This window comes from Phycobacter azelaicus (assembly GCF_014884385.1).
In the GTDB taxonomy this organism is placed as follows: domain Bacteria; phylum Pseudomonadota; class Alphaproteobacteria; order Rhodobacterales; family Rhodobacteraceae; genus Phycobacter; species Phycobacter azelaicus.
In genome coordinates, this window is sequence record NZ_WKFH01000003.1 from 1404767 (window position 1) to 1426634 (window position 21868).

Annotated in this window: 20 protein-coding genes and 1 tRNA gene; 12 read left to right on the plus strand and 9 right to left on the minus strand. The window is 59.4% G+C overall.

Translation table 11 applies throughout. From position 1 onward, the window contains the following. Positions 1-17 precede the first annotated feature (17 nt). A complete protein-coding gene (locus INS80_RS07735) occupies positions 18-671 on the minus strand; it encodes a histidine phosphatase family protein (RefSeq protein ID WP_192965082.1) in 654 nt (217 codons plus the stop codon). Between the two features lie 229 nt (positions 672-900). Between INS80_RS07735 and INS80_RS07740 the strand changes: the two genes are divergently transcribed. Further along, entirely contained in the window at positions 901-2094 is a 1194-nt protein-coding gene (locus INS80_RS07740) for a hydantoinase/carbamoylase family amidase (protein ID WP_192965083.1), read from the plus strand. A 25-nt stretch (positions 2095-2119) separates the two neighbouring features. On the opposite strand, the gene INS80_RS07745 is transcribed toward INS80_RS07740, so the two are convergent. The 3 genes from INS80_RS07745 to INS80_RS07755 all read right to left on the minus strand — a co-directional run bounded on the left by INS80_RS07745 (position 2120) and on the right by INS80_RS07755 (position 5111). Then, complete coding sequence (locus tag INS80_RS07745) at positions 2120-2371, minus strand: WGR domain-containing protein (RefSeq protein ID WP_192965084.1); 252 nt, start codon at positions 2369-2371, stop codon at positions 2120-2122. A gap of 137 nt (positions 2372-2508) precedes the next feature. Further along, on the minus strand, positions 2509-3213 hold the full coding sequence (locus INS80_RS07750; protein ID WP_192965085.1) for a response regulator transcription factor: 705 nt from the start codon (positions 3211-3213) through the stop codon (positions 2509-2511). Then, complete coding sequence (locus INS80_RS07755) at positions 3210-5111, minus strand: hybrid sensor histidine kinase/response regulator (protein ID WP_192965086.1); 1902 nt, start codon at positions 5109-5111, stop codon at positions 3210-3212. Before INS80_RS07755 ends, INS80_RS07750 begins: the two co-directional genes overlap by 4 nt. Before the next feature lie 409 nt (positions 5112-5520). Between INS80_RS07755 and INS80_RS07760 the strand changes: the two genes are divergently transcribed. The 9 genes from INS80_RS07760 to INS80_RS07800 all read left to right on the plus strand — a co-directional run bounded on the left by INS80_RS07760 (position 5521) and on the right by INS80_RS07800 (position 16276). Further along, positions 5521-7494 (plus strand): AMP-binding protein, encoded by a 1974-nt coding sequence (locus INS80_RS07760; protein ID WP_192965087.1) that lies wholly within the window; start codon positions 5521-5523, stop codon positions 7492-7494. Positions 7495-7549: 55 nt separating this feature from the next. After that, positions 7550-8359, plus strand: a complete 810-nt coding sequence (locus INS80_RS07765; protein ID WP_192967230.1) for an ABC transporter ATP-binding protein — start codon at positions 7550-7552, stop codon at positions 8357-8359. Positions 8360-8388: 29 nt separating this feature from the next. Further along, a complete protein-coding gene (locus tag INS80_RS07770) occupies positions 8389-9375 on the plus strand; it encodes a branched-chain amino acid ABC transporter permease (protein ID WP_192965088.1) in 987 nt (328 codons plus the stop codon). 94 nt (positions 9376-9469) lie between these two features. Further along, the gene (locus INS80_RS07775; protein ID WP_192965089.1) at positions 9470-9727 is read left to right on the plus strand and encodes a hypothetical protein; all 258 of its coding nucleotides are present in this window, start codon (positions 9470-9472) and stop codon (positions 9725-9727) included. A gap of 3 nt (positions 9728-9730) precedes the next feature. Next, positions 9731-10807: a branched-chain amino acid ABC transporter permease gene (locus tag INS80_RS07780; protein WP_192965090.1), complete on the plus strand. Its 1077-nt coding sequence runs from the start codon at positions 9731-9733 to the stop codon at positions 10805-10807. A 97-nt stretch (positions 10808-10904) separates the two neighbouring features. Then, complete coding sequence (locus tag INS80_RS07785) at positions 10905-12188, plus strand: ABC transporter substrate-binding protein (RefSeq protein WP_192965091.1); 1284 nt, start codon at positions 10905-10907, stop codon at positions 12186-12188. 171 nt (positions 12189-12359) lie between these two features. Next, positions 12360-13196, plus strand: a complete 837-nt coding sequence (locus INS80_RS07790; protein WP_192965092.1) for an ABC transporter ATP-binding protein — start codon at positions 12360-12362, stop codon at positions 13194-13196. A gap of 17 nt (positions 13197-13213) precedes the next feature. After that, the gene (locus INS80_RS07795) at positions 13214-14431 is read left to right on the plus strand and encodes a phenylacetate--CoA ligase family protein (protein WP_192965093.1); all 1218 of its coding nucleotides are present in this window, start codon (positions 13214-13216) and stop codon (positions 14429-14431) included. A gap of 165 nt (positions 14432-14596) precedes the next feature. Then, complete coding sequence (locus tag INS80_RS07800; protein WP_192965094.1) at positions 14597-16276, plus strand: ABC transporter permease; 1680 nt, start codon at positions 14597-14599, stop codon at positions 16274-16276. A 2-nt stretch (positions 16277-16278) separates the two neighbouring features. Here the strand turns inward: INS80_RS07800 and INS80_RS07805 are convergent, their stop codons facing one another. From INS80_RS07805 to INS80_RS07820, 4 genes are all read right to left on the minus strand, one after another. Then, positions 16279-17403 carry a CobW family GTP-binding protein gene (locus INS80_RS07805; RefSeq protein WP_369411380.1) on the minus strand — a complete coding sequence of 375 codons (1125 nt, stop codon included), beginning with the start codon at positions 17401-17403 and terminating at the stop codon, positions 16279-16281. Positions 17404-17445: 42 nt separating this feature from the next. Next, the gene (locus INS80_RS07810) at positions 17446-18462 is read right to left on the minus strand and encodes an extracellular solute-binding protein (protein ID WP_192965095.1); all 1017 of its coding nucleotides are present in this window, start codon (positions 18460-18462) and stop codon (positions 17446-17448) included. 221 nt (positions 18463-18683) lie between these two features. Then, positions 18684-18809 (minus strand): type B 50S ribosomal protein L36, encoded by a 126-nt coding sequence (ykgO, locus tag INS80_RS07815; protein WP_008562923.1) that lies wholly within the window; start codon positions 18807-18809, stop codon positions 18684-18686. Between the two features lie 80 nt (positions 18810-18889). Then, positions 18890-18964, minus strand: a tRNA-Val gene (locus INS80_RS07820). Positions 18965-19123: 159 nt separating this feature from the next. On the opposite strand from INS80_RS07820, the gene INS80_RS07825 reads away from it, so the two are divergent. Next, on the plus strand, positions 19124-20014 hold the full coding sequence (locus INS80_RS07825; RefSeq protein ID WP_192965096.1) for an N-formylglutamate amidohydrolase: 891 nt from the start codon (positions 19124-19126) through the stop codon (positions 20012-20014). Between the two features lie 21 nt (positions 20015-20035). Here INS80_RS07825 and INS80_RS07830 read toward each other — a convergent pair whose 3' ends face one another. Further along, a complete protein-coding gene (locus INS80_RS07830) occupies positions 20036-21313 on the minus strand; it encodes a DNA polymerase IV (protein ID WP_192967232.1) in 1278 nt (425 codons plus the stop codon). 98 nt (positions 21314-21411) lie between these two features. On the opposite strand from INS80_RS07830, the gene INS80_RS07835 reads away from it, so the two are divergent. Continuing rightward, positions 21412-21816: an NUDIX hydrolase gene (locus INS80_RS07835; protein WP_192965097.1), complete on the plus strand. Its 405-nt coding sequence runs from the start codon at positions 21412-21414 to the stop codon at positions 21814-21816. Positions 21817-21868: the final 52 nt, after the last annotated feature.

Below are 21868 nucleotides of genomic sequence, written 5' to 3' on the forward strand. Positions count from 1 at the left end.
TCATGTTCTGGGAATGGTCAAAGGTGCGTCTGGGCATAATGCCGCTCTGGCGTTTCAAGGTGCGGCACCGCGTTGAACAACACCGGAGACAGGTGGCCACCGATCGGGAACAGACGGTGCATCGACGTGTTCATGATGGCAAGGGCCATACGAGACATGCCATTGATATCCAGCGCCATGGCTTGCCGCATCGCCATTGATATCAGCCCTCCTGAGGTGACAACGAGCGCCGGACCCTCCCCTTCTGCGATCTCGCTCAGGGCCGTTTGGGTCCGGGTTTCAAAATCGTGCCAGCTTTCGGGGGCGCCGTCGATTTTGTCTTCGGCCCAGGCGCTGAGAACTTGTGGCAGATGGGCGATGAAGCCTTCGCGTTCTTGCGGGATGGAAAGCCCGTGCTGCGCCTCCATTGCTTGCGCCAGCGTGAAATACTCCATCTCGTTGAGGCGAGGATCCTGAACCACCTCTTCGGTGAAGCCCATCCCAGCTGCGGTCTCGATATGGCGGGTCAGGGTGCCGCAATAGATCCGCGGATGGCTGGCGCCGCTGGCGCGCAGGTGTTCGCCCAGCCAGGCGGCCTGCCGGTGCCCCAGATCGCTGAGGCGGTCATAGCTGTGTTCGTCGCGCGCCTCGGTGTTTGCCTGCCCGTGGCGGATCAGCGTGATGTGAGACATGACGGTTGCTCCAGTGCTCTTTGCCGGGACTCTTAGGCGAGCGATCGCCGACATGGAAGGAAGGTTTCCGGCTGGAGGTAGTTTTTCGCATCGCCTCGTCCTGCCGGTTGAACATCCGGTCCAATGTGCAGCTTGCAAAAGGTTAACAAATTGTGGAGATGTGGAAATCGCTGCGCGAAGTGCACTATGGCCTCCAGGACGGATGAGCCGGAAACTAAGGAGACCCGGGATGACGATCAATCCCCAGCGTTTTTTGGCCGATTTGCATACACTGAGGTCATTTGGGGCCTCTGGCGTTGGCAAAGGGGTGGTGCGACCGGCCTATTCCGCTGTTGAAATCGCCTCACGTCGATGGCTGGCCAGTCGCATGCAGGAAGCAGGGCTTGAGGTTCGCTTTGATGCGCTTGGAAATCTGTTCGGTTTGGCAGGAAAAAAATCGCTCCTCATAGGCTCCCATAGTGATAGCCAGCCCGAAGGCGGCTGGCTCGATGGTGCGCTGGGTGTCATCGCCGGGCTGGAGATCGCACGGGCCAGCAAGGAAGCAGGTGGGCCGCCCATTTCCGTTGTCAGCTTTCAGGATGAAGAGGGGCGTTTTGGCGTTCTCACGGGCTCCGATGTCTGGACGGGGCGTTTGCCGATGTCCAAGGCGGATCAACTGACGGATAGCAGTGGCCAGACCTTGCAGTCGGCGCGCCAACGGATGAAGGCAGGGGCGGACAGGACCGTGCCGCATGATCAGTTCACAGGCTATCTCGAAATGCACATCGAACAGGGGCCTGTTCTGGATTCCTCCACAGACCGGATCGGTGTGGTCACGGATATCGTCGGTATTCGGAATGTTCAGATCACGTTCACCGGACGCCAGAACCACGCAGGTACCACCCCTATGCATTTGCGCAGGGACGCCTTCCAGGCAGTGTCAGCCTTGAACATGCGCCTCAACGAAAGGTTTGCGGAGGTCGTCACGCCTGCAACGGTCTGGACCCTCGGGCATGTGGTGCTGCATCCAAATGCTTCTTCGGTTGTGCCGGGTAAGGCTGTTTTCACGTTCCAGTGGCGCGATGCCGACAAGCAGCGCCTGGAGGTCATGGAGCAGATCCTGCGCGACAGCTGCAGCGAAATCGCCCGTGACTACGGGGTCGTTGCGGATCTCGGCACCGTGATGGGTATCGACCCCACCGCCATGGACGCCCGGCTGCAAGCGGCTCTGGCCTTTGCTGCAGAAGAACTTGCGCCGGGGCAGTGGCGCAAGATGCCATCGGGCGCTTTGCATGACGCGTCCAATGTGGCAACGATCATGCCAAGCGCAATGCTCTTCGTGCCTTCGATCGGCGGGATCAGCCACGCATTTGACGAAGACACGGATGAAGAGGATCTGGTCCTGGGGCTTGAGGTGCTTGCAAAGGCGGCAGAGGCACTGTGACCTGTTGCGGGCCTCCAACGGCTTCTTACTCGGCTGCGACGGCTGACATGTTGGCCCGGCCGTAGCCGCGTTTGAGCATGCGGTTTCGGTGCCTGTCCGCCGCGACAGAGGCTTCTCGCAGATTGCCGTAGATATTGATGACGCTCTGCCCGCCTCGCCCTGAAACGCCCCATTCCCGGAGCACTGACACCTCGGAAAACAGGTTCATTGCCAATTCGATCCGATAGAACCGCGCAGGGCGTTTGGGGGTCTGGCGATAGAGCAGGCAGGTGGTCATGTATTGAATTTACTTACACCGATTCGCGGCGACAAGAGGCGATCACTCTGGAAGGTGCTCCTTTCCGTTGCGAGGCCCAACGGGAGGCGCGAATGACGGGCGGGAAATGCACGAAAAGAGGTGCAGCGCTTCGGTTCTCAGGTCCAGCTCACATCCCCAAGGAAGATATAGCCCGCACCATATATCGTCTTGATAAGCCGGGGGTTCTTTGGGTCTTCACGAAGCTTGGTACGCAGACGGGAGACGCGTACATCCATTGCTCGGTCAAAGCTGTCTCCGGCCGCGCCGCCCAAGGCCTCTTGCATCTGGGCGCGGGAAATCAGCCTTTTTGGACTTTCGAGGAACAGGCGCAGGACCTCTCCTTCTGCGTGGGAAAAGGGCGTTTCTCCTCCGTCCGCATCTTCGAGCACATAGCGATCGAAATGCGCCGTCCAGCCGGAGAACTGGGCCGAGTTTCCGCCTTGCACCTGTGCGCGGGGACCGCCGCGCAGGCGGGCACGGATCCGAGCGACCACTTCGGTGGGATCAAAAGGTTTGGTTATGTAGTCGTCGGCGCCCAGCTCTAGGCCAGTAACCCGGTCCTGTACCTGTGCCCGCCCTGAGATGATGATCACCGCCGCACCTTGTTCAAGGGCTAGGCGGTGCACCAGGCTCAGCCCGTCGGTGTCGGGCAGCGACAGGTCCACAAGACAGACATCGGGGGTCACGCGCTTCAGTGAGGCTTCGAATTCGCGTGCGCGAGAGAAACTCTGCGTGCGAAAGCCTGCATCTTCCAGAGTTTCGGTCAGGATCCGCCGGATTTCCGGTTCATCATCCAAAATGGTCACTAAGGGCGCGCTCATGATGCGGTCTCCGGTTTGATCAGCGCCGAGAGCTGCTGGGTGGTAAAGGGTTTCTGCAGGACGGGCCCGCGCCGAAGGGCGGCGCGGTGAAGCGCATCTCCCGGTGGCAGGGAGGTCATCAGAATATGCGGCAAGTGAGAACCCGCCAGACGATCGGCCAGATCGATGCCTGTTGCCTCTCCTTCCAAGCGAATATCCGACAGGACCAATGCGATATCGGGAATATCCGCCGTCAGGGCCGACGCCTCATCTACACTGGTGGCTTCGATCACGGAATAGCCGAGGGCGATCAGCATGTCACGGAAAGTGGCGCGCAGGCTCTCGCTGTCTTCAACCAGCAGTGCAATCCCGCCGGAGGCGTCAGGCGCCAGCCTGTAGGGTAGGCGCAGGGTAACGCTTGCGCCTGACACGGTATTGCCGATGCGCATGTCTCCGCCCGTAGATTTTGCCATATCATAGACGGTGGGCAGGCCAAGACCTGACCCTTCGCTGCCCTTGGTGGTGAAGAAGGGGTTCAGCGCCTGCTTGAGCGCTTCGGGGGAAAAGCCCGGGCCTGTGTCCGTGACCGTGATTTCAAGCCAGGTTTCCCCAACCGCATGGGCGCTGACGGTGATCTGCCCGGTTGTGCCGCAGGCATCGCGAGCATTGAAGATCAAATTCAGCAGGGCATCCTGAAGTTTGCCCGCATCGAGCAGCAACAGGACATCTGGCATGTTGTCGAGAATGCTGAGGCCGATGCCCTGCGGCAAAGAGGGGGAGGCAAGGATCTTCAGTTCGTTGAGAAGCACATGCATGTCCGTGGCTTGCGGGCGGAGCGTCCGCTGGCCGGTCATCTCTCCTATCCGGTTGAGCAGCCGACCGCCGCGCCGTGCTGCAGACAGTGTGCCTTGGATCAATTCCTCAGCCTCGGGCGGCAGATCCATTTTTGCAAGTTTGCCCTGCATGCCAAGTATGATGGTCAGAAGGTTGGAAAAGTCATGCGCCAGACCCGAGGTCATCTGTGCCGCCATCTCGCGGCGACGGGCCTGTTGCAGGGCGACGCGGGCCTGGGTTTCTTCCGTAACGTCCATCGAGAGGATGAATACACCGCCGCTGTTGTCGGGCGTAAAGGCGACGCGGATTCGGCGGCTGCCGTGTTCCTCGGTGAATTCAAAGACCGGGCTGCTGCCCTTGTAGGCCGCCATAAGGTGAGGTTCGATCCGGGCAAAGGCGGCAGGTCCAAGCGCTTCGGAAATATGCATTCCGAGGATGTCCGAGGGGCGGCTGGGAAAAACCGAGCTAAGCCGCCTGTTGGTGTAGGTGTAGTAGCCCTCCGCGTCCACATGGGCGATATGGGCCGGCATCATCTCGGTGGTCAGACGGGTGCGCGCTTCGATCTCGGTCAGCTGCCGCTTGGCCTCTTCCAGGGCGCTATTGGTGGCGGCGAGCTTGCGGTTGGCGGCAGAGAGCTCTTCAGTGTGAGTGATCAGCCGATCCGACATTTCCTCGGACCGGGCCCTGAGCAACAGTTCGACCCGTTTGGTGCGCGTGATATCCGTGTAGACGGAGACCCATCCGCCCTGGGGCAGTGGCGCCCCTTCGATCGAGATCACCTGCCCGTTGGCCCGGGTGCGTTCCAGGTAGTGGGGAACAAAGGCAAGCGCCTGTTCGACGCGGGCCTGAACGAAATCGTCGATATCCTCGATGGGGCCATATTCTCCGCTTTCGGCGATGTGGCGGATGGTGTCGTCGAAGCGTGCGCCGGGCGTGACCAACCTGTCGGGCAGGGCGAACATCTCCTTGAAACGACGATTGCAGACGGCCAGACGCAGGTCACTGTCGTAAATCGACAAGGCCTGGGCAATCAGGTTGAGCCCGGCAGTCGTCATTGCGGCGCGCTGTTTGTCTGAGTGCTTCATTTTTTCTCCCGTTCCTTGGCTATCATTCTGCAGCCGCATGGCAAGAGGGCGCGCAAGGCTTTCAAGTCCGCGTTGGCTTCTGTGTCAATCTTCCGCGCGGGAAAGCGTTCCCGCCTGAACCGGCATTTTCTCGAAAACGCCTCCCCAGCCGGGCCCGCCAAGGGATCGCACGACACCTGCGGGCGCGGCAGGGCTGTTGTGTCGTGTCCCGGCGTGGGATGCCGAGGTGTCGAGAAAACCAATATGAAACAAGGACAAGGCCGAATAATCGGCCCTGTTACAATTCGTAAGATTTGGGAAAAGATCAGGAAAAAGTTGACGCACTACCTTGGGGCAGGTCCTAATCGGGACCAGAATCGCGGCACAGCGATCGTCCGGCCGGGGGAGGCCGGAAAGGGAGGAGATAAAATTGGCTCAGACGCAGTCGAGCGCCGCAGGACTTCAGTCCTTGCCGGCGCTGCTTGAACGTAATGCCACCGAGTTTGCCGATCAGCCCGCCTACCGGGAAAAGGAATTCGGCATTTGGCAGGCCTGGACCTGGGCGCAAGCCGCCAAGGAGATCGAGGCGCTGGCTCTTGGCCTGATCAATCTTGGGGTTCAGGAAGGCGACTTCATCGCAATCATCGGGCGCAACCGTCCCTACCTCTATTGGTCGATGGTTGCCGCGCAATCCGTGGGTGCGGTGCCGGTGCCGGTCTACAACGACTCTGCCGCCGAAGAACTGGCTTATGTGCTGGATCACTGCGGCGCGCGCTATGTGATTGCGGAAGATCAGGAACAGGTCGACAAGGTGCTGGAGATCCAGGACCAACTGCATGATCTCAAGCACGTGATTTACCTCGATCCGCGCGGCATGCGCAAATATGACCACCACACGCTGCACCAGTACAGCCACGTGCAGGAGCAGGGCCGCGCCGCCTATGACGAGTGGATCACCGACCTGAAGGAACGCCGGGCCAAGCTGACCTACGACAGCACCTGCGTGATGCTCTATACCTCGGGCACCACGGGCAAGCCCAAGGGCGTGGTTCTCTCGAACCGCAACGTGATTGAAAGCGCAAAGAATTCGGCCGATTTCGATGGGCTCACCCGCAACGAGGACATTCTTTCGTACCTGCCGATGGCCTGGGTGGGGGATTTCATCTTCTCGATCGGCCAGGCCTACTGGTGCGGCTTCTGCGTGAACTGCCCGGAAAGCCAGGACACGATGATGACCGACCTGCGAGAGATCGGTCCGACCTACTTCTTTGCGCCGCCGCGCGTGTTCGAAGGCCAGCTGACCAGCGTCATGATCCGGATGGAGGACGCAGGCAGTCTCAAGCGCAAGATGTTCCACCACTTCTTGGCCCACGCCAAGAAGGTCGGCGGCGACATCCTGGATGGCAAGCCCGTGGGCCTCATGGACCGGCTGAAATACAAGCTGGGTGACATTCTGGTCTACGGCCCGCTGAAAGACACGCTTGGCTATGGCCGTATCCGCGTCGGCTATACCGCCGGTGAGGCCATTGGCCCGGAGATCTTTGATTTCTACCGCTCGCTGGGGATCAACCTCAAACAGCTCTATGGTCAGACCGAAGCGACGGTGTTCATCACTGTGCAGCCCGATGGCGAAGTGCGCGCCGACACCGTTGGTGTGCCTGCACCGGATGTGGAAATCCGCATCGATGACAATGGTGAGATCTTCTACCGCTCGCCGGGTGTCTTTGTGGAATACTACAAGAACGCCGAGTCCACTGCTTCGACCAAGGACCCCGAAGGTTGGGTGGCAACAGGCGACGCGGGGTTCATCGAGACGGACAGCGGCCACCTGCGCATCATCGACCGCGCCAAGGACGTCGGCAAAATGGCCAACGGCGCGATGTTCGCGCCCAAGTATGTCGAGAACAAGCTGAAGTTCTATCCCGACATCCTTGAGGCTGTGCTCTTTGGCAATGGTAAGGACCGCTGTGTGGCCTTCATCAACATTGACCTTACCGCCGTGGGCAACTGGGCCGAACGCAACAACATCGCCTATGCCTCCTATCAGGAGCTGGCGGGCCATCCCAAGGTTCTGGAGAGCATCCGCGAGCATGTTGAAGAGGTGAACAAATCCGTCGCCGCCGACGAAATGCTGTCGGGCTGCCAGGTGCATCGCTTTGTGGTGCTGCACAAAGAACTGGACGCCGATGATGGTGAGATGACCCGCACCCGCAAGGTGCGCCGCCGCATCGTCGAGGACAAGTTCGCCGATATCATCACCGCGCTTTATGACGGTTCCGAGCAGATCTCGACCACAACCGAGGTGACCTACGAGGACGGCCGCAAGGGCGCCATCAGCGCTACGCTGACCATAATGGATGCAAAGGTGGCTGCGGTCGCTCCGCAGCAGGTGGCAGCCGAATGATGATCCGAGCGACAAAGACAGACAGCCAGAAAAAGGGGCTGGGCACGTGAAAGATATGGAAGAAGGATACATCACCGAGGATGGCCGCAAGATTGGCGGTGTGGTGATGGAAATGAAGAATATCACCCTGCGGTTTGGCGGTGTGGTTGCGATCAAGGACATCTCGTTCGACATCCGCCAGGGCGAGATCCGCGCGATCATCGGTCCGAACGGTGCGGGTAAATCCTCGATGCTGAACGTGATCTCGGGCTTCTACATCCCGCAGGAAGGCGAGGTTTTCTATCAGGGCAAACCGCGCCCCCAGATGCGCCCTTATGAGGTTGCGCGTCAGGGCATCGCACGCACCTTCCAGAATATCGCTCTGTTTGAAGGGATGAGCGTTCTGGACAACGTGATGACCGGACGGCTCAACTACATGAAAACGGGCCTGTTGCAGCAGGCGTGGTGGAAGGGCAAGGCCGAACAGGAAGAGACCGAGAACCGCGAAGTTGTGGAAAGGGTCATCGACTTTCTGGAAATCCAGCACATCCGCAAGACCCCGGTGGCGCGTTTGCCCTATGGTCTGAAGAAACGGGTGGAATTGGCGCGTGCCCTTGCGGCCGAGCCGAGCCTGCTTCTTCTGGATGAACCCATGGCCGGTATGAACGTCGAGGAAAAAGAGGACATGTCCCGCTTTATCCTGGATGTGAATGATGAATTCGGCACCACAATCGCCCTTATTGAACACGATATGGGCGTGGTGATGGATCTGTCCGACCGGGTGGTCGTGATGGATTACGGCAAGAAGATCGGCGATGGAACGCCGGACGAGGTCCGCAACAACCAGGATGTGATCGACGCCTACCTTGGCGTTGCGCATGACTGACCATCAGACCGGCTTGAGGGAGGCGAAACATGCCTGAACAACTGATTTTTGCGATGGAAGTCACGCTCAACGGTCTGATGGCCGGCGTGCTCTATGCGCTTGTCGCGCTCGGATTTGTCCTGATCTACAAGGCATCCGGCATCTTCAACTACGCCCAGGGCGTCATGGCGCTGTTTGCGGCGATGACACTGGTGGGGATCATGGACGGGCAGGTGCCCTTTGCGCATCTGATTAACGCGATCTTCGGTGGCCACATCACCCACTTTGGCTGGACGGTTCCGTCCTTCATAGCAATTCTCCTGACCGTGGCGGTGATGGTCCTTTTGGCTTGGCTTGTGCAGGTGCTGGTGATGAAGCATCTGGTGGGGCAGGAGCCGATCATCCTCTTTATGGCGACGATTGGCCTAGCCTACTTCCTCGAAGGCGTTGCCGACCTGATGTGGGGCTCCGAGATCAAGACGCTGGACGTCGGTATCCCGCAGGGCATCAATCTCTGGATCGACGAGAAGACCTACAACATCTTTGGCTACGGCTTCTTCATCGACAATCTGGACATCGTGGCGACCATCGTGGCGGCGCTTCTGGTGACGGGCCTTGTGATCTTTGCCCAGTACACCAAACAAGGCCGCGCCATGCGCGCCGTGGCGGATGACCACCAGGCGGCTCTGTCGGTCGGGATCTCGCTGAACTTCATCTGGGTTCTGGTCTGGTCGGTTGCCGGTTTCGTGGCATTGGTCGCGGGCATCATGTGGGGCACCAAGTCGGGCGTGCAGTTCTCGCTGTCGCTGATCGCCCTCAAGGCGCTGCCGGTACTGATGCTGGGTGGCTTCACCTCGATCCCCGGCGCCATCGTGGGCGGCTTGATCATCGGCGTAGGCGAGAAACTCTTCGAATTCGCCATCGGCCCGATGGTTGGCGGCGCCACCGAGAACTGGTTCGCCTATGTGCTGGCGCTTTTGTTCCTGGTGTTCCGTCCGCAAGGCCTCTTTGGGGAGAAGATCATCGAAAGGGTCTGACGCACCCAATGATATCAAGGGTGGCTCCGTTCAGGGAGGGATGGGGCCGCACCGCAGGAGACTGAACGTAAGTAAAGACGGGGAGGAAAGACACATGCGAAAGCTCATCGCCATCGTCAATGTGATCGCCTGGTCGGGTTTCTGGGCCTTTGGCTACCTGGCGCTGACCTCCGGAGATTTTTCCGACACGCAGGTCGTGATCTCTGCCCTTCTTGCTGCTGCCGGTCTTTTTACAGGGATCCTAGCCTATCTGCGACTGGCCCGCATGGCCGAGCTCAGCGGATACGCGAAGAAGACAAATCAACTGGACGCAGCGGCCCGCAACCGCGCGCAGGAAAAAGGGAGCATCTAGAGCATGTTCTACCGTGAAGCCGGGGACTTTAAGGTCTCTTACCAGGACGACAGCCAGACGTTTCCGATCAAGTTCGATCGCTATCGCTACTACGCGGTGCTGGCCGTGGCCTTCTTGGTCATCCCCTTTGTCATCAACGACTACTGGGCGAATGCGATCCTGCTGCCGTTCCTGATCTACTCGATCGCGGCCATTGGCCTCAATATCCTCGTCGGATACTGCGGCCAGGTGAGCCTCGGCACCGGTGGTTTCATGGCGGTGGGCGCCTATGCGGTCTACAAGCTGATGACCGCCTTCCCCGAAGTGAGCATGTTCATCCATGTTCTGCTGGCGGGTGGTATTACGGCGCTTGTCTGTGTCGCCTTCGGCCTGCCTTCCTTGCGCATCAAGGGCTTCTACCTCGCGGTGGCAACGCTGGCGGCTCAGTTCTTCTTGGTGTGGCTGTTCAACCGAGTGCCGTGGTTCTACAACTATTCGGCTTCCGGTCAGATCAACGCGCCCGAGCGTGACTTCTTCGGTATCATCATCACCGGCCCGAATGCACCCTCGTGGGCGACCTATTTCTTCTGCCTGATTTTCCTCACCTTTTGCGCCATTGTGGCCCGCAATCTGACGCGCGGCACCACCGGGCGGACCTGGATGGCGATCCGCGACATGGACATCGCGGCCGAGATCATCGGCGTGAACCCTCTCAAGGCGAAACTCACCGCCTTCGCGGTCTCCGGTTTCTTCATTGGTATCTCGGGCGCGCTGTTCTTTGCCGTCTACCTTGGCGCCGTCGAAGTGGGTGAGGCCTTTGGCATCAACAAGTCGTTCCTTGTGCTGTTCATGGTGATCATCGGCGGTCTGGGCTCGATCTTTGGTTCCTTTGCCGGTGCGGCCTTCTTGGTTCTGCTGCCGGTGGTTTTGAAGGTGATCGGCGTGGACCTGATGGGCTGGCCGACGGACATCGTGGCGCATTTCCAGCTGGTGATCGTTGGCGCGCTGATCGTCTTCTTCCTGATCGTCGAGCCGCACGGGCTGGCCCAGCTGTGGCGCGTAGCGAAGGAAAAACTGAGACTCTGGCCTTTCCCGCACTGAGGCGGGACTGGCAGATCGACGCGGGAATAAGAAAAAATCCAGCAAAACGAGCCCGCAGTAAAGCAATCGGATGAGACCAATGGGAGGAATGAACCCGATGAAAATGAAACTGACTACCCTGGCGCTGGGTGCGCTGATGGCCGCAGGCCCCGCCATGGCGGACCTCGTGTTCCCGTCGCTCAGCTATCGTACCGGCCCCTACGCTGCCAGCGGCATCCCCTTTGCGGATGGCTATGCCGACTACTTCACCCTCGTGAACGAGCGTGACGGCGGCATTGGTGGCGTCAAGGCGCGCGTGATCGAATGTGAGACCGGCTACAACACTGAAAAAGGTGTGGAATGCTACGAATCCACCAAAGGTGAAGGCGCGCTGATCTATCAACCGCTGTCCACCGGTATCACCTACCAGCTGATCCCCAAGACTGCCGCTGACGGCATCCCGCTTCACACCATGGGTTATGGCCGGACCTCGGCTGCCAACGGCAAGGTGTTCGGCAACGTCTTCAACTACCCGGCAAACTACTGGGATGGCGCCTCGGGCATCATCACCTACCTGCTGGACAGCAATGGCGGCGACATCAAAGGCAAGAAGATTGCCCTGCTGTATCACAACTCTGCCTATGGCAAGGAACCGATCCGCACTCTGGAAGAGCTGTCCAAGAAACATGGGTTCGAACTGTCGACCCTGCCCGTTGACCACCCTGGTCAGGAGCAGAAGTCCCAGTGGCTGCAGATCCGCCGCGACCGTCCCGATTATGTCGTGATGTGGGGCTGGGGCGTGATGAATCAGGTTGCTATCCAGGAAGCCGCGAACGTCCGCTTCCCGATGGAAAACTTCATCGGCGTCTGGTGGTCCGGTGCTGAGCATGACGTTCTGTCCGCAGGCGCCAAGGCAGACGGTTACAAGGCCGTGACCTTCCACAATGTTGGCCGCGACTTCCCGGTCTTCAATGACATCCAGAAGTATGTCGTGGACAAGGGCCTCGCAGCTGGTGCGGGCGATCAGATTGGTAACGTGCTCTACAACCGTGGCATGTACGCGGCGATGCTGGCTGTCGAAGCTGCCAAAACCGCTCAGGAAATCCACGGCGTGAAGGACATCACCCCGGCGATGATGCGCGACGGTATGGAAGCGCTGGAAATGCCTGAGGCACGTATGTCCTCGCTCGGCATGCCTTACTTCGGCCCCTCGTTCAACGTTTCCTGTGAAAACCACGGTGGCCCCGGCCTCGTTGGCATGACCCAGTGGGATGCGGACACCAAGACCTGGAGCCTGATCTCGGACTTCCAGAAGACCGACACCGCTGTGATCCAGCCGTTGATCGAAGCTGACTCGGCCTCTTACGCCTCGGAAAACAAAATCGAAGAGCGTTGTAAGTAAGGCCTATTCCGCTCCTGCCTTGGGAGGAGCGGGATCAAAATCCGGTGCGGCGGCGCGCTGCCGCACCCCCTCCGAAGAGACACCGATCCGGACGGACAACGTGCATTGACAGCGCAGGAACCGAACCGGAGCAGGCCGCATCAGGCCGTGACCGCATGAGGACAAACTTTGATGCTCGACGCAGCAAACACCACCGATGTGCAGGCCGAAACCCTGCTTGAGGTCAACAATATCGAGGTGATCTACAATCACGTGATCCTCGTGCTGAAGGGCGTCAGCCTGAAGGTGCCAAAAGGCGGTATCACCGCGCTTCTGGGCGGCAACGGCGCCGGCAAGACGACCACGCTCAAGGCGGTTTCCAACCTGCTGCATTCTGAACGCGGCGAAGTGACCAAGGGCTCGATCAAGTATCGCGGCCAGGACATGCACGCACTCGACCCGGCCGATGTGGTCCGCAAGGGCGTGATCCAGGTGATGGAAGGCCGTCACTGTTTTGAGCACCTCACCGTCGAAGAGAATCTCCTGACAGGCGCCTATACCCGTGGTGACAGCAAGGGCGATATTCAGCGCGATCTTGAAATGGTCTACAGCTATTTCCCGCGCCTGAAGGAACGCCGTAAATCGCAGGCGGGCTACACCTCAGGCGGTGAGCAGCAGATGGTGGCCATGGGCCGCGCCTTGATGAGCCGCCCCGAAACCATCCTTCTGGATGAACCTTCCATGGGCCTGGCCCCACAGTTGGTGGAGCAGATCTTTGGCATCATGAAATCGATCAACGAGAACGAAGGCGTGACCTTCCTCTTGGCCGAGCAGAACACCAACGTTGCGCTGCGCTTTGCCCACTATGGTTATATCCTTGAATCGGGCCGCGTGGTGATGGACGGCCCAGCAGCTGAGCTGCGTGAGAACCCGGATGTTAAGGAATTCTACCTCGGTATGTCCGACGAGGGCCGAAAGAGCTTCCGTGATGTAAGGTCCTATCGCCGCCGCAAGCGGTGGTTGAGCTGATGCGGGACGGAAATGATATGAGTTTTTTTGATACACTCGAAACCCGCTCGGCTGATGAACGCGCGGCGGATCTGGCGAAGGCATTGCCCGAACAGATCGCCCGCGCCAAATCCGCGACCGGCTATGGGGCCTCCCTTGCCGATGTGGATGCCGCAAAAATTACCTGCGCTGCGGATCTAGCGTCCTTGCCGGTGCTGCGCAAATCCGAACTGAGCCGTGCCCAGGCTGAGAATGCGCCTTTTGGTGGTTTTACGGTGAAACCGGCCCACGGGTTTGCGCATATCTTTCAGTCGCCTGGACCAATCTACGAGCCGGGTGGCAGCGAGCACGACTGGTGGCGCATGGGGCGGTTCCTGCATGCGGTCGGCATCGGCGCCGGGGATGTGGTGCAGAACTGCTTTGGCTATCACCTGACACCGGCGGGCATGATCTTCGAGAGTGGCGCACGCGCTGTGGGCGCCGCGGTTCTGCCGGCGGGCACCGGCCAAACGGAACTCCAGGTAACGGCCGCGCGGGATGTGGGCGCAACCGCCTATGCTGGTACGCCTGACTACCTGAAAGTCATCCTCGACAAGGCCGAAACCATGGGCGTGCAGCTCGGGTTCAAAAAGGCCGCTGTCGGGGGCGGGGCTCTGTTCCCGTCGCTGCGTCAAGAGTACGCCGATCGCGGCATCACCTGCCTGCAGTCCTACGCTACGGCGGATCTAGGCAATATCGCCTATGAAAGCGCTGCGATGGAGGGAATGATCGTCGACGAAAACGTCATCGTTGAAATCGTCACTCCAGGTACAGGCACCCCCGTGGCGCCGGGCGAGGTGGGTGAGGTGGTCGTGACGACCCTCAACCCCGACTATCCGCTGATCCGGTTTGCCACCGGCGATCTGTCGGCAGTACTTCCGGGTGCCTCGCCTTGCGGGCGCACCAACATGCGGATCAAGGGCTGGATGGGTCGGGCCGACCAGACCACCAAAATCAAGGGCATGTTCGTACGTCCTGAACAGGTGGCCGCCCTTGTCGAAAAACATGACGAGATCGTCAAGGCCCGCGTCATCGCCGCGCGCGATGGCGAGATGGACACGATGACCGTGCAGATCGAAGCTGATGGCGGCGACGACATCAAATTCGGCAAATCGGTGATCGAAGTTCTGAAACTGAAGGGTAAGATTGAAGTTGTCGCGCCCGGTAGCCTGCCAAAGGATGGCCTCGTGATCGAGGATCAGCGCAGTTACGACTGAGAAATTGAGAGTCGTTGCATGAAACAGCCGGGCTGGCAAAAAGGCCCGGCTGTTTTCCGTTTTGCTCTTGCCTGTTTTCCGGGGAGGCCTGTTTCCTGCTGGAATTTCCGACATAAATGATCGAAATAGGAAAGGCTCAAAAGACCGAAAGGATCGCCTGCATCCATGACAGAGGCCAGCCACAGTCCTGACTACGCCCCGAAAGGCGCCCGCAGTGGGCGCAAGGGCGGTACCGGTGTGTTTGTCGCGCTTGGCTGGCTCGTGGCTCTGGCCTGCGTTCTGCCCATGCTGGCTGTGGCGCTGGCCGCCGCGGTTGGCGGTACTGACACGATCACACATCTCGCCGCGACCGTCTTGCCCCGCTACACGGGTACCACGGTTGTCCTTGTCGCGCTTGTTTCACTGGGCACCCTGTTGGTTGGGGTGGGGGCAGCCTGGTTGGTGACCATGACCTACTTTCCCGGTGTGCGCCTGTTCGAAATCGCGCTGGTTCTGCCACTTGCCTTTCCGGCCTACGTGCTGGCCTATGCCTATACCTTCATACTGGATCACCCGGGAATCGTACAAACCACACTCCGGCAGGTGACCGGTTGGGGGCCGCGTGACTATTGGTTCCCGGAAATCCGCTCTACCGGCGGCGCCGCGGTTATGCTGGTCCTGGTCTTGTACCCCTATGTCTACCTCTTGGCGCGGGCCGCCTTCATGCAGCAAAGCGCAGGCGCCTTTCTGGCCGCGCGCGCTCTTGGAAAAAGCGCATGGGAAGCCTTCTGGCGTGTGAGCCTGCCGATGGCGCGTCCGGCGATTGCCTCGGGTGTGCTGCTCGCAGTGATGGAGACGATCGCTGACTTCGGAACGGTCTCCTATTTTGGGGTTCAGACCTTCGCGACTGGTATCTACACCAGCTGGTTTTCTCTGGCGGACCGGGCCGGGGCGGCACAGCTGGCGCTGTGCCTGTTGAGTTTTGCGCTAATGCTGGCGGTGGTCGAGCGATCGACCCGCGGCAAGGCGCGTTATCATCAGGCCGGTAAACACCATGCTGAGATGCCGCCCGCCGAGCTGACGGGCACGCGCGCAGTTGCGGCTTGGGTGCTGTGTGCGATCCCGGTTGCCTTTGGCTTTCTCTTGCCAGTGGTGATCCTGTTCAACATGGGGCTGCAGTCAGAGCAGGATCTGTTAAGTCGCCGCTATGTCGGATTTATCCAGAATTCGCTGATCCTGGCTTCGGTGGCGGCGATGCTGACGGTGCTGGCGGCGGTGACGCTGGGCTTTTATCAGCGTTTGCGTCCAGGACGCGGATCATCGACAGCGGCTTATATGTCGCGGCTTGGCTATGCGGTCCCGGGTGGTGTGATAGCGGTGGGGTTGATGGTGCCCTTCGCTGCCTTTGACAATGCGCTGGATGCCTGGATGCGGGCCACTTTCGATATTCGAACCGGGCTTTTGATCACCGGATCGATCTGGCTTTTGGTTGCCGCCTATATGGTGCGTTTCCTCGCTGCGGCGCTCGGTGCCTATGAAAGCGGGCAGGCCACGGTGCATGCCAATATGGATGCAGCCGCGCGCTCACTCGGGCAAAGCCCGCTTGGGATGCTGCGGCGGGTGCATCTGCCGATTCTGACGCCAAGCCTGCTCACGGCGCTTTTGATCGTCTTTGTGGATGTGATGAAGGAATTGCCTGCAACGCTGATCATGCGTCCATTCAACTATGACACTTTAGCGGTGCAGGCCTATCGCCTGGCCTCGGACGAGCGGCTTGAAGGGGCGGCGGTGCCGTCCCTTGTGATCGTGGCTGTGGGCCTTCTGCCGGTTGTGCTAATTTGCCGTCAGGTGGGGCGGCGCAGATAGTTTCAGCTATGCCACCAGGCATCAATCTGTTCGGGCGTTACGCGGTCCGCAAGACCAAGCCCGACCAGGAGCGTTTCTTCTGCATCACAGTGGCGCGCCTCTACATGCCGACCGACGATATGCAACTGATAGGCCCCACCAGAGGTCAGAACATGACCTTTCATCCGATATAGACCATTTGGACGGTTCGCTAGTTTCTCGCCCAATGTACGCCGGTCCAGAGGAGCTTTGCTTCTATGCTGCCAGGTGGCGTAGGCCGGGTGCATGGCTGTGCTCTTGCCTTTCGGCAAAGGTACAATGTCGAGGAGCAGATCAGATACCGGTGCACCGTTCAGAACCGTCGGTGTGCGTGCACCGATCTCCTGAAGTTTTTCCAAAAGGCTGGGCGCAAGGGATTCACATTTGGAGATCAATGTCAGGTCAGCGGCACGGATTTGCTGAGTTATCTGCGGTGCGATGTCTTCATCGTCAAACAGCGCCTCGGCATTTTTACCATCAACCAAGGTTATGATCCCTGCATAGCTGAAACCGCTTTCTGCCATTACCGTATTGGTGATGGCGATGGGGTCCGACACGCCGCTCGCCTCGATGACAAGGTGGCAGGGTTGGTTTTCGCGCAGGGCTAACTGGCGCAGCGTCATGGCAAGATCGGTACCCATAGTGCAACAAACGCAGCCGTTTGAAAGTGCAATGGTATCCGCGTCCGTATCACTGATCAGGTCTGCGTCTATGTTGATTGCGCCAAAATCATTGACGATGACGGCCACTTTCATCCCGTGATCTTCGGCCAGCAGGCGGTTGATGAGGCTGGTCTTTCCTGCGCCAAGGTAACCGCTGATAATCGTAACCGGGAGTCTCTTCATAGCAGGGCCCCTCGTGCAAGAGGCGATGATCCGGTGATCAGGTAAGCCTGCATTTGTCTCAATCCCCTTTAAACAACAGCTGAACCTATAGGGGGCAAAGCGCGGCAGGTCCATAAGCAGACCGTAAAACTTAGCGTGTTTATCAACCGAATCCTGTAGAAACTCCGTTTTCTGTCTAAGGGTGCCGGAATGGCAGGCGACTGCGATGATCCAGCGCGCGTTTTCGATCAGACGGCTGCTGAACGGTGAAAAGGCGCAGAGCACTCTGCGCCTTTCCTGATTGCGATTCGCCTGCTTTGAGGTCGCTTACTTCCAGCCGACGGCGTTGAAGATCTTCTGAGCCTCAGGGATGTTCTTGGCAACATCCGAAAGGTTTACATCGTCGGGTTTGAAGTGACCAAGAGCCGCGATGCTCGGGGCAAGGCCAACGCCGGGGACAGCCGGGAATTCATCATTGCCTGCCGAGAAATACTCCTGCGCCTGATCCGAGGCGAGGTACTCAAGGAACTTGATTGCGTTCTCGCGGTTCGGCGCATGTGCAGCAACGCCGCCACCTGACAGGTTCATGTGCGCGCCTTCGGCATCCTGAGCCGGGAAGACCCAGCCAAGCATCTCGCGGGAATCGGACAGTCCTTTGACGTCTTTGCGGATCGAACGCGCGAAATAGTAAGTGTTGGACACTGCGATTTCACATTCACCGGAGACGATGCCGCGCAGCTGGTCAGTGTCACCCCCCTGTGGGTCGCGTGCCATATTGGCAAGCACACCTTCCGCCCACTTTGTCGCCGCTTCGCTGCCGTGATTGGTCACGATTGCCGCCATCAACGTCTGATTGTAGACGTTTGTCGAGGAGCGGATGCAGATCATGCCCTTGTAGGCCGGATCGGCCAGGTCAAGGTAGGTCAGCGGTGGGTTTGCGACGTCTTCTTTGTCATAGAAAATGATGCGCGCGCGCTGGGAGAAGCCGAACCACTGGTTGTCTTCGTCCTGCAGGTAACCGGGTACGCGGGATTCCAGGGTTGCACTATCGATCGCTTGCAAAATCCCCGCATCCTTGGCGCGGGCGAGGCGCGAGGTATCCACGGTCAGCAGGATATCCGCCGGAGAGTTTTCGCCTTCGGCCTGCATGCGGGCGATCAGTTCATCCGCCTTGCCTTCGATGCGGTTGATGCGGATGCCAGTGGCCTCTTCGAAATCGGAGTAGAGACGTTCGTCAGTGTCATAGTGGCGCGAGGAATAGAGGTTCAATTCGCCTTCTGCAGCAGCAGAGGTCGCCATCGTGGCTGCCAGGGCTCCGGCCAGGATCGTGGTTGCTTTGGACATGTTTTCTCCCGTCAAAGATTTGTGCTCGTTTCTGACTGATTTAGTCAATTAAATGATTCTGAGATGAAAGAAAACAAAAACCGACAGTTTTACTTGGAAAAGTGTGTCGAGCAACGATAGCCCGGTTTGATCTAAGCTTAACCACCTGTGAAAAAACAAAAAAACCGCATCCGAAGATGCGGTTTTCACAATGTCTCTGTGACTGTATCAGTCCGGATCTTTTAGCCCTGACGCGCTTTGAAGCGGCGCTGGGTCTTGTTGATCACGTATACGCGGCCCTTGCGACGCACAACGCGGCAGTCACGGTGCCGGTTCTTGAGCGAGCGGAGCGAGTTCTTGACCTTCATGGTCCTTCTCCTGTTCTGCGGCGCGAACCAGCGCCTGGGTTAGCGGGTGTTCCGACCCTTGGGTCAAAACAATGAATTCATGGTGGGCGATACAAGGTTCGAACTTGTGACCCCTTCGATGTCAACGAAGTGCTCTACCGCTGAGCTAATCGCCCATGAAACCCTTGCAACACCTCTCCCCATAAACAAATGGGGCGCGGGGTGCCGCGCCGGTGAAGGGGTCTATAATAAGAGTCGCGAGAGGGTGCAAGAGCTTTTGACCCCAGAAATTTACGCTCTATGCTGTTTCCTAGTACCAATGGGCGGGAGCCGCGATGTCAGAGGCCGCTTTTTCTGTGTTTTCACCGCGCAAGCTTCGCTCTGCGGCTGTTTTTGCGTCTCCGCACAGCGGCAGCGACTACCCGGATAGGTTCCTGCGGGAATCGATTCTCGATAACCATTGCATCCGTAGCTCCGAAGATGCCTTTGTTGATCAGCTCTTTTCTGTGGCGCCCTTGTACGGAGCCCCATTGCTGACTGCAAAGAAACCGCGCGCTTATCTTGATCTCAACCGCTCGCCTGAAGAGCTGGACCCGGCGCTGATCGAAGGCGTCGCGCGGCGCGGGCAAAATCCGCGAGTGGCGTCCGGGTTGGGGGTGATCCCGCGGGTCGTCGCCGGCGGGCGTGCCATATACAGAGGTAAAATCCCCATCGCCGAGGCGCATCGGCGTATCGCGGACTATTGGAAGCCCTACCACAGCGCCTTGCAGGGCCTTTTGGACTGCGCTCATCAGCAGTTTGGCCACGCGATTCTGGTGGACTGCCATTCCATGCCGCATGAGGCGCTCGAAACCGTACCAAGGCGATCTGGCCACTTGCCGGATGTGGTGCTTGGTGATCGGTTCGGGGCGGCCGCCTCCGGTGAGATTGTCGATCGGATCGAGGCAGCCTTTGCCCGCGCGGGGCTGCGCGTCGCCCGGAATGCGCCCTTTGCCGGAGCCTATATCACCCAAGCCTATGGACGTCCCTCGCGCAATCAGCATGCGGTTCAGGTAGAAATCGACCGCTCCCTTTATATGGATGAAGAGGCGATCCGCCCGAACGAGAATTTCCCTGTGCTGCAAGCGGTGTTGCGCGATGTGATTGCCGATATCACCGCGGCAGGGAGCGACGCGCAGAATGACAGGGATCGGGAGGTTGCGCCCCGTCCCATGGCGGCGGAGTAGTGTGTCCTCAGCGTTCTGAATTCAGCGTAGCGCGCGCCCCTTGAGAATCGCGCCTTTTCCGAATCGTTTGCGGATAGCGTCGCTGGCGCGTTCAGCTTCGGCGCGCTTTCCGGCCTGTGGATCCAGCAGATCGCCCGTATCATCTGCCTGATCCGCTGGGACCAATTCAGAAATCCCGCAGCCGAGCAGGCGATAGGGACCCTCGTTACCCACCTGGTCCAAGAGCGCCCGCGCAGTGCGATAGATGGTATCGGCCATCTGTGTGGGGCTGCGAAGAGCGGTGCGGCGGGTCAGAGCAGTATGATTGGCGCGTTTCAGCTTCAGGGTCACAATGCGCCCGGCCTTGTCCTTGGCCTTGGCCCGGTCGGACACCTGCTCGGCCAGACGCCAAAGATGACCGTCCAGAACCTCGGTGCTGGCGGTGTCTTCAAAAAAGGTCGTTTCCTTAGATATGGATTTGACTGGAGCGTTGGCGGACACACGCCGCCGGTCCTCGCCGCGCGCCAGGTGCCACAGCCGATCCCCCATCGAGCCAAACCGGGCATGAAGATCCTGCCGCTCCCAGCGCAACAGATCGGAAAAGCTGCGAATGCCTGCCCGTTCCAGCGAAGCCTGCGCTGCAGGCCCGATGCCCCAAATGAGCCGCACCGGTTTGTCGCGCAGGAACTCTGCCGTCTCGACCTTGCCAATCACCGAGAACCCGCGCGGCTTGTCCAGATCGGACGCGACCTTTGCGAGGAACTTGTTGTGGCTCAGGCCGATGGAGCCGGTGATGCCTAGCTCTTCCTTCATGCGTTTGACCAGCCGCGCCAGCATCACCGCAGGCGGCGCGCCATGCAGTTTTTCGGTGCCCGATAGATCCATGAAGGCTTCATCCAGCGACAGCGGCTCCACGTCCGGTGTCAACTCGTACATCATGTCGCGAATGGTGCGGCTGACCTCGGCATAGACCTGCATGCGCGGCTTGATCACTACCGCATCGGGGCAGAGTTTCAGTGCCTGGAACATCGGCATGGCAGATTTCACGCCGCGAATGCGCGCTACATAGCAGGCGGTCGAGACCACACCGCGCCGCCCGCCGCCGATGATCACCGGTTTGTCTGCCAGGGTCGGATCGTCGCGCTTTTCCACGCTGGCATAGAAGGCATCGCAATCCATATGGGCAATGCTTAGCGAGAACAGCTCGTCATGCACCTTCACGCGCGGGCTGCCGCAGGCGGGGCAGCGCAGCGGTCGGCGCGAGGGCGCCGGGATCTGGGACAGGCAGTCGCGGCAGAGAGCGGCGGGATTGGAGGACATTGGCAACCAGAGATGAATCGTCATTGCGGTGACGGGACGCAAGAGTACTGTGCGAAGAACATATTGTCTTTAGGCCACAAGGGGCACATGTTCCGAGAATGTCTTTTTCCGGTGCAAAACTGGCCTTGTTTCTTGGGTCGCAGATCGTCGTGATCCAGCGCGATGACAAGCCGGATATCCCTTATCCTGGTCATTGGGACTTGCCCGGTGGCGGGCGGGAAGGGGATGAAACACCTGAAGCTTGCGCTCTGCGTGAAACCGAGGAGGAGATCGGCCTGCGGCTGACGGTGGATGATCTGTCATGGTCCCGGCACTATCAGCGTCCTCGTGGGTGGGTCTGGTTCTTCGTCTCGCACCAGCCTGCGGGGCTGGTGTCGGATATCCGGCTTGGCTCGGAAGGGCAGCGCTGGCGGCTTATGGACCCGCAGGACTATTGCGCGCATCCACTGGCGGTGCCGCATTTTACCACTCAGATAGTGCAGTATCTGGCGGAGACCGGTTGAGACCCGATGCTGACAGGCTTTGATAAGAAAATCCCCCGCACATGATGGCGGG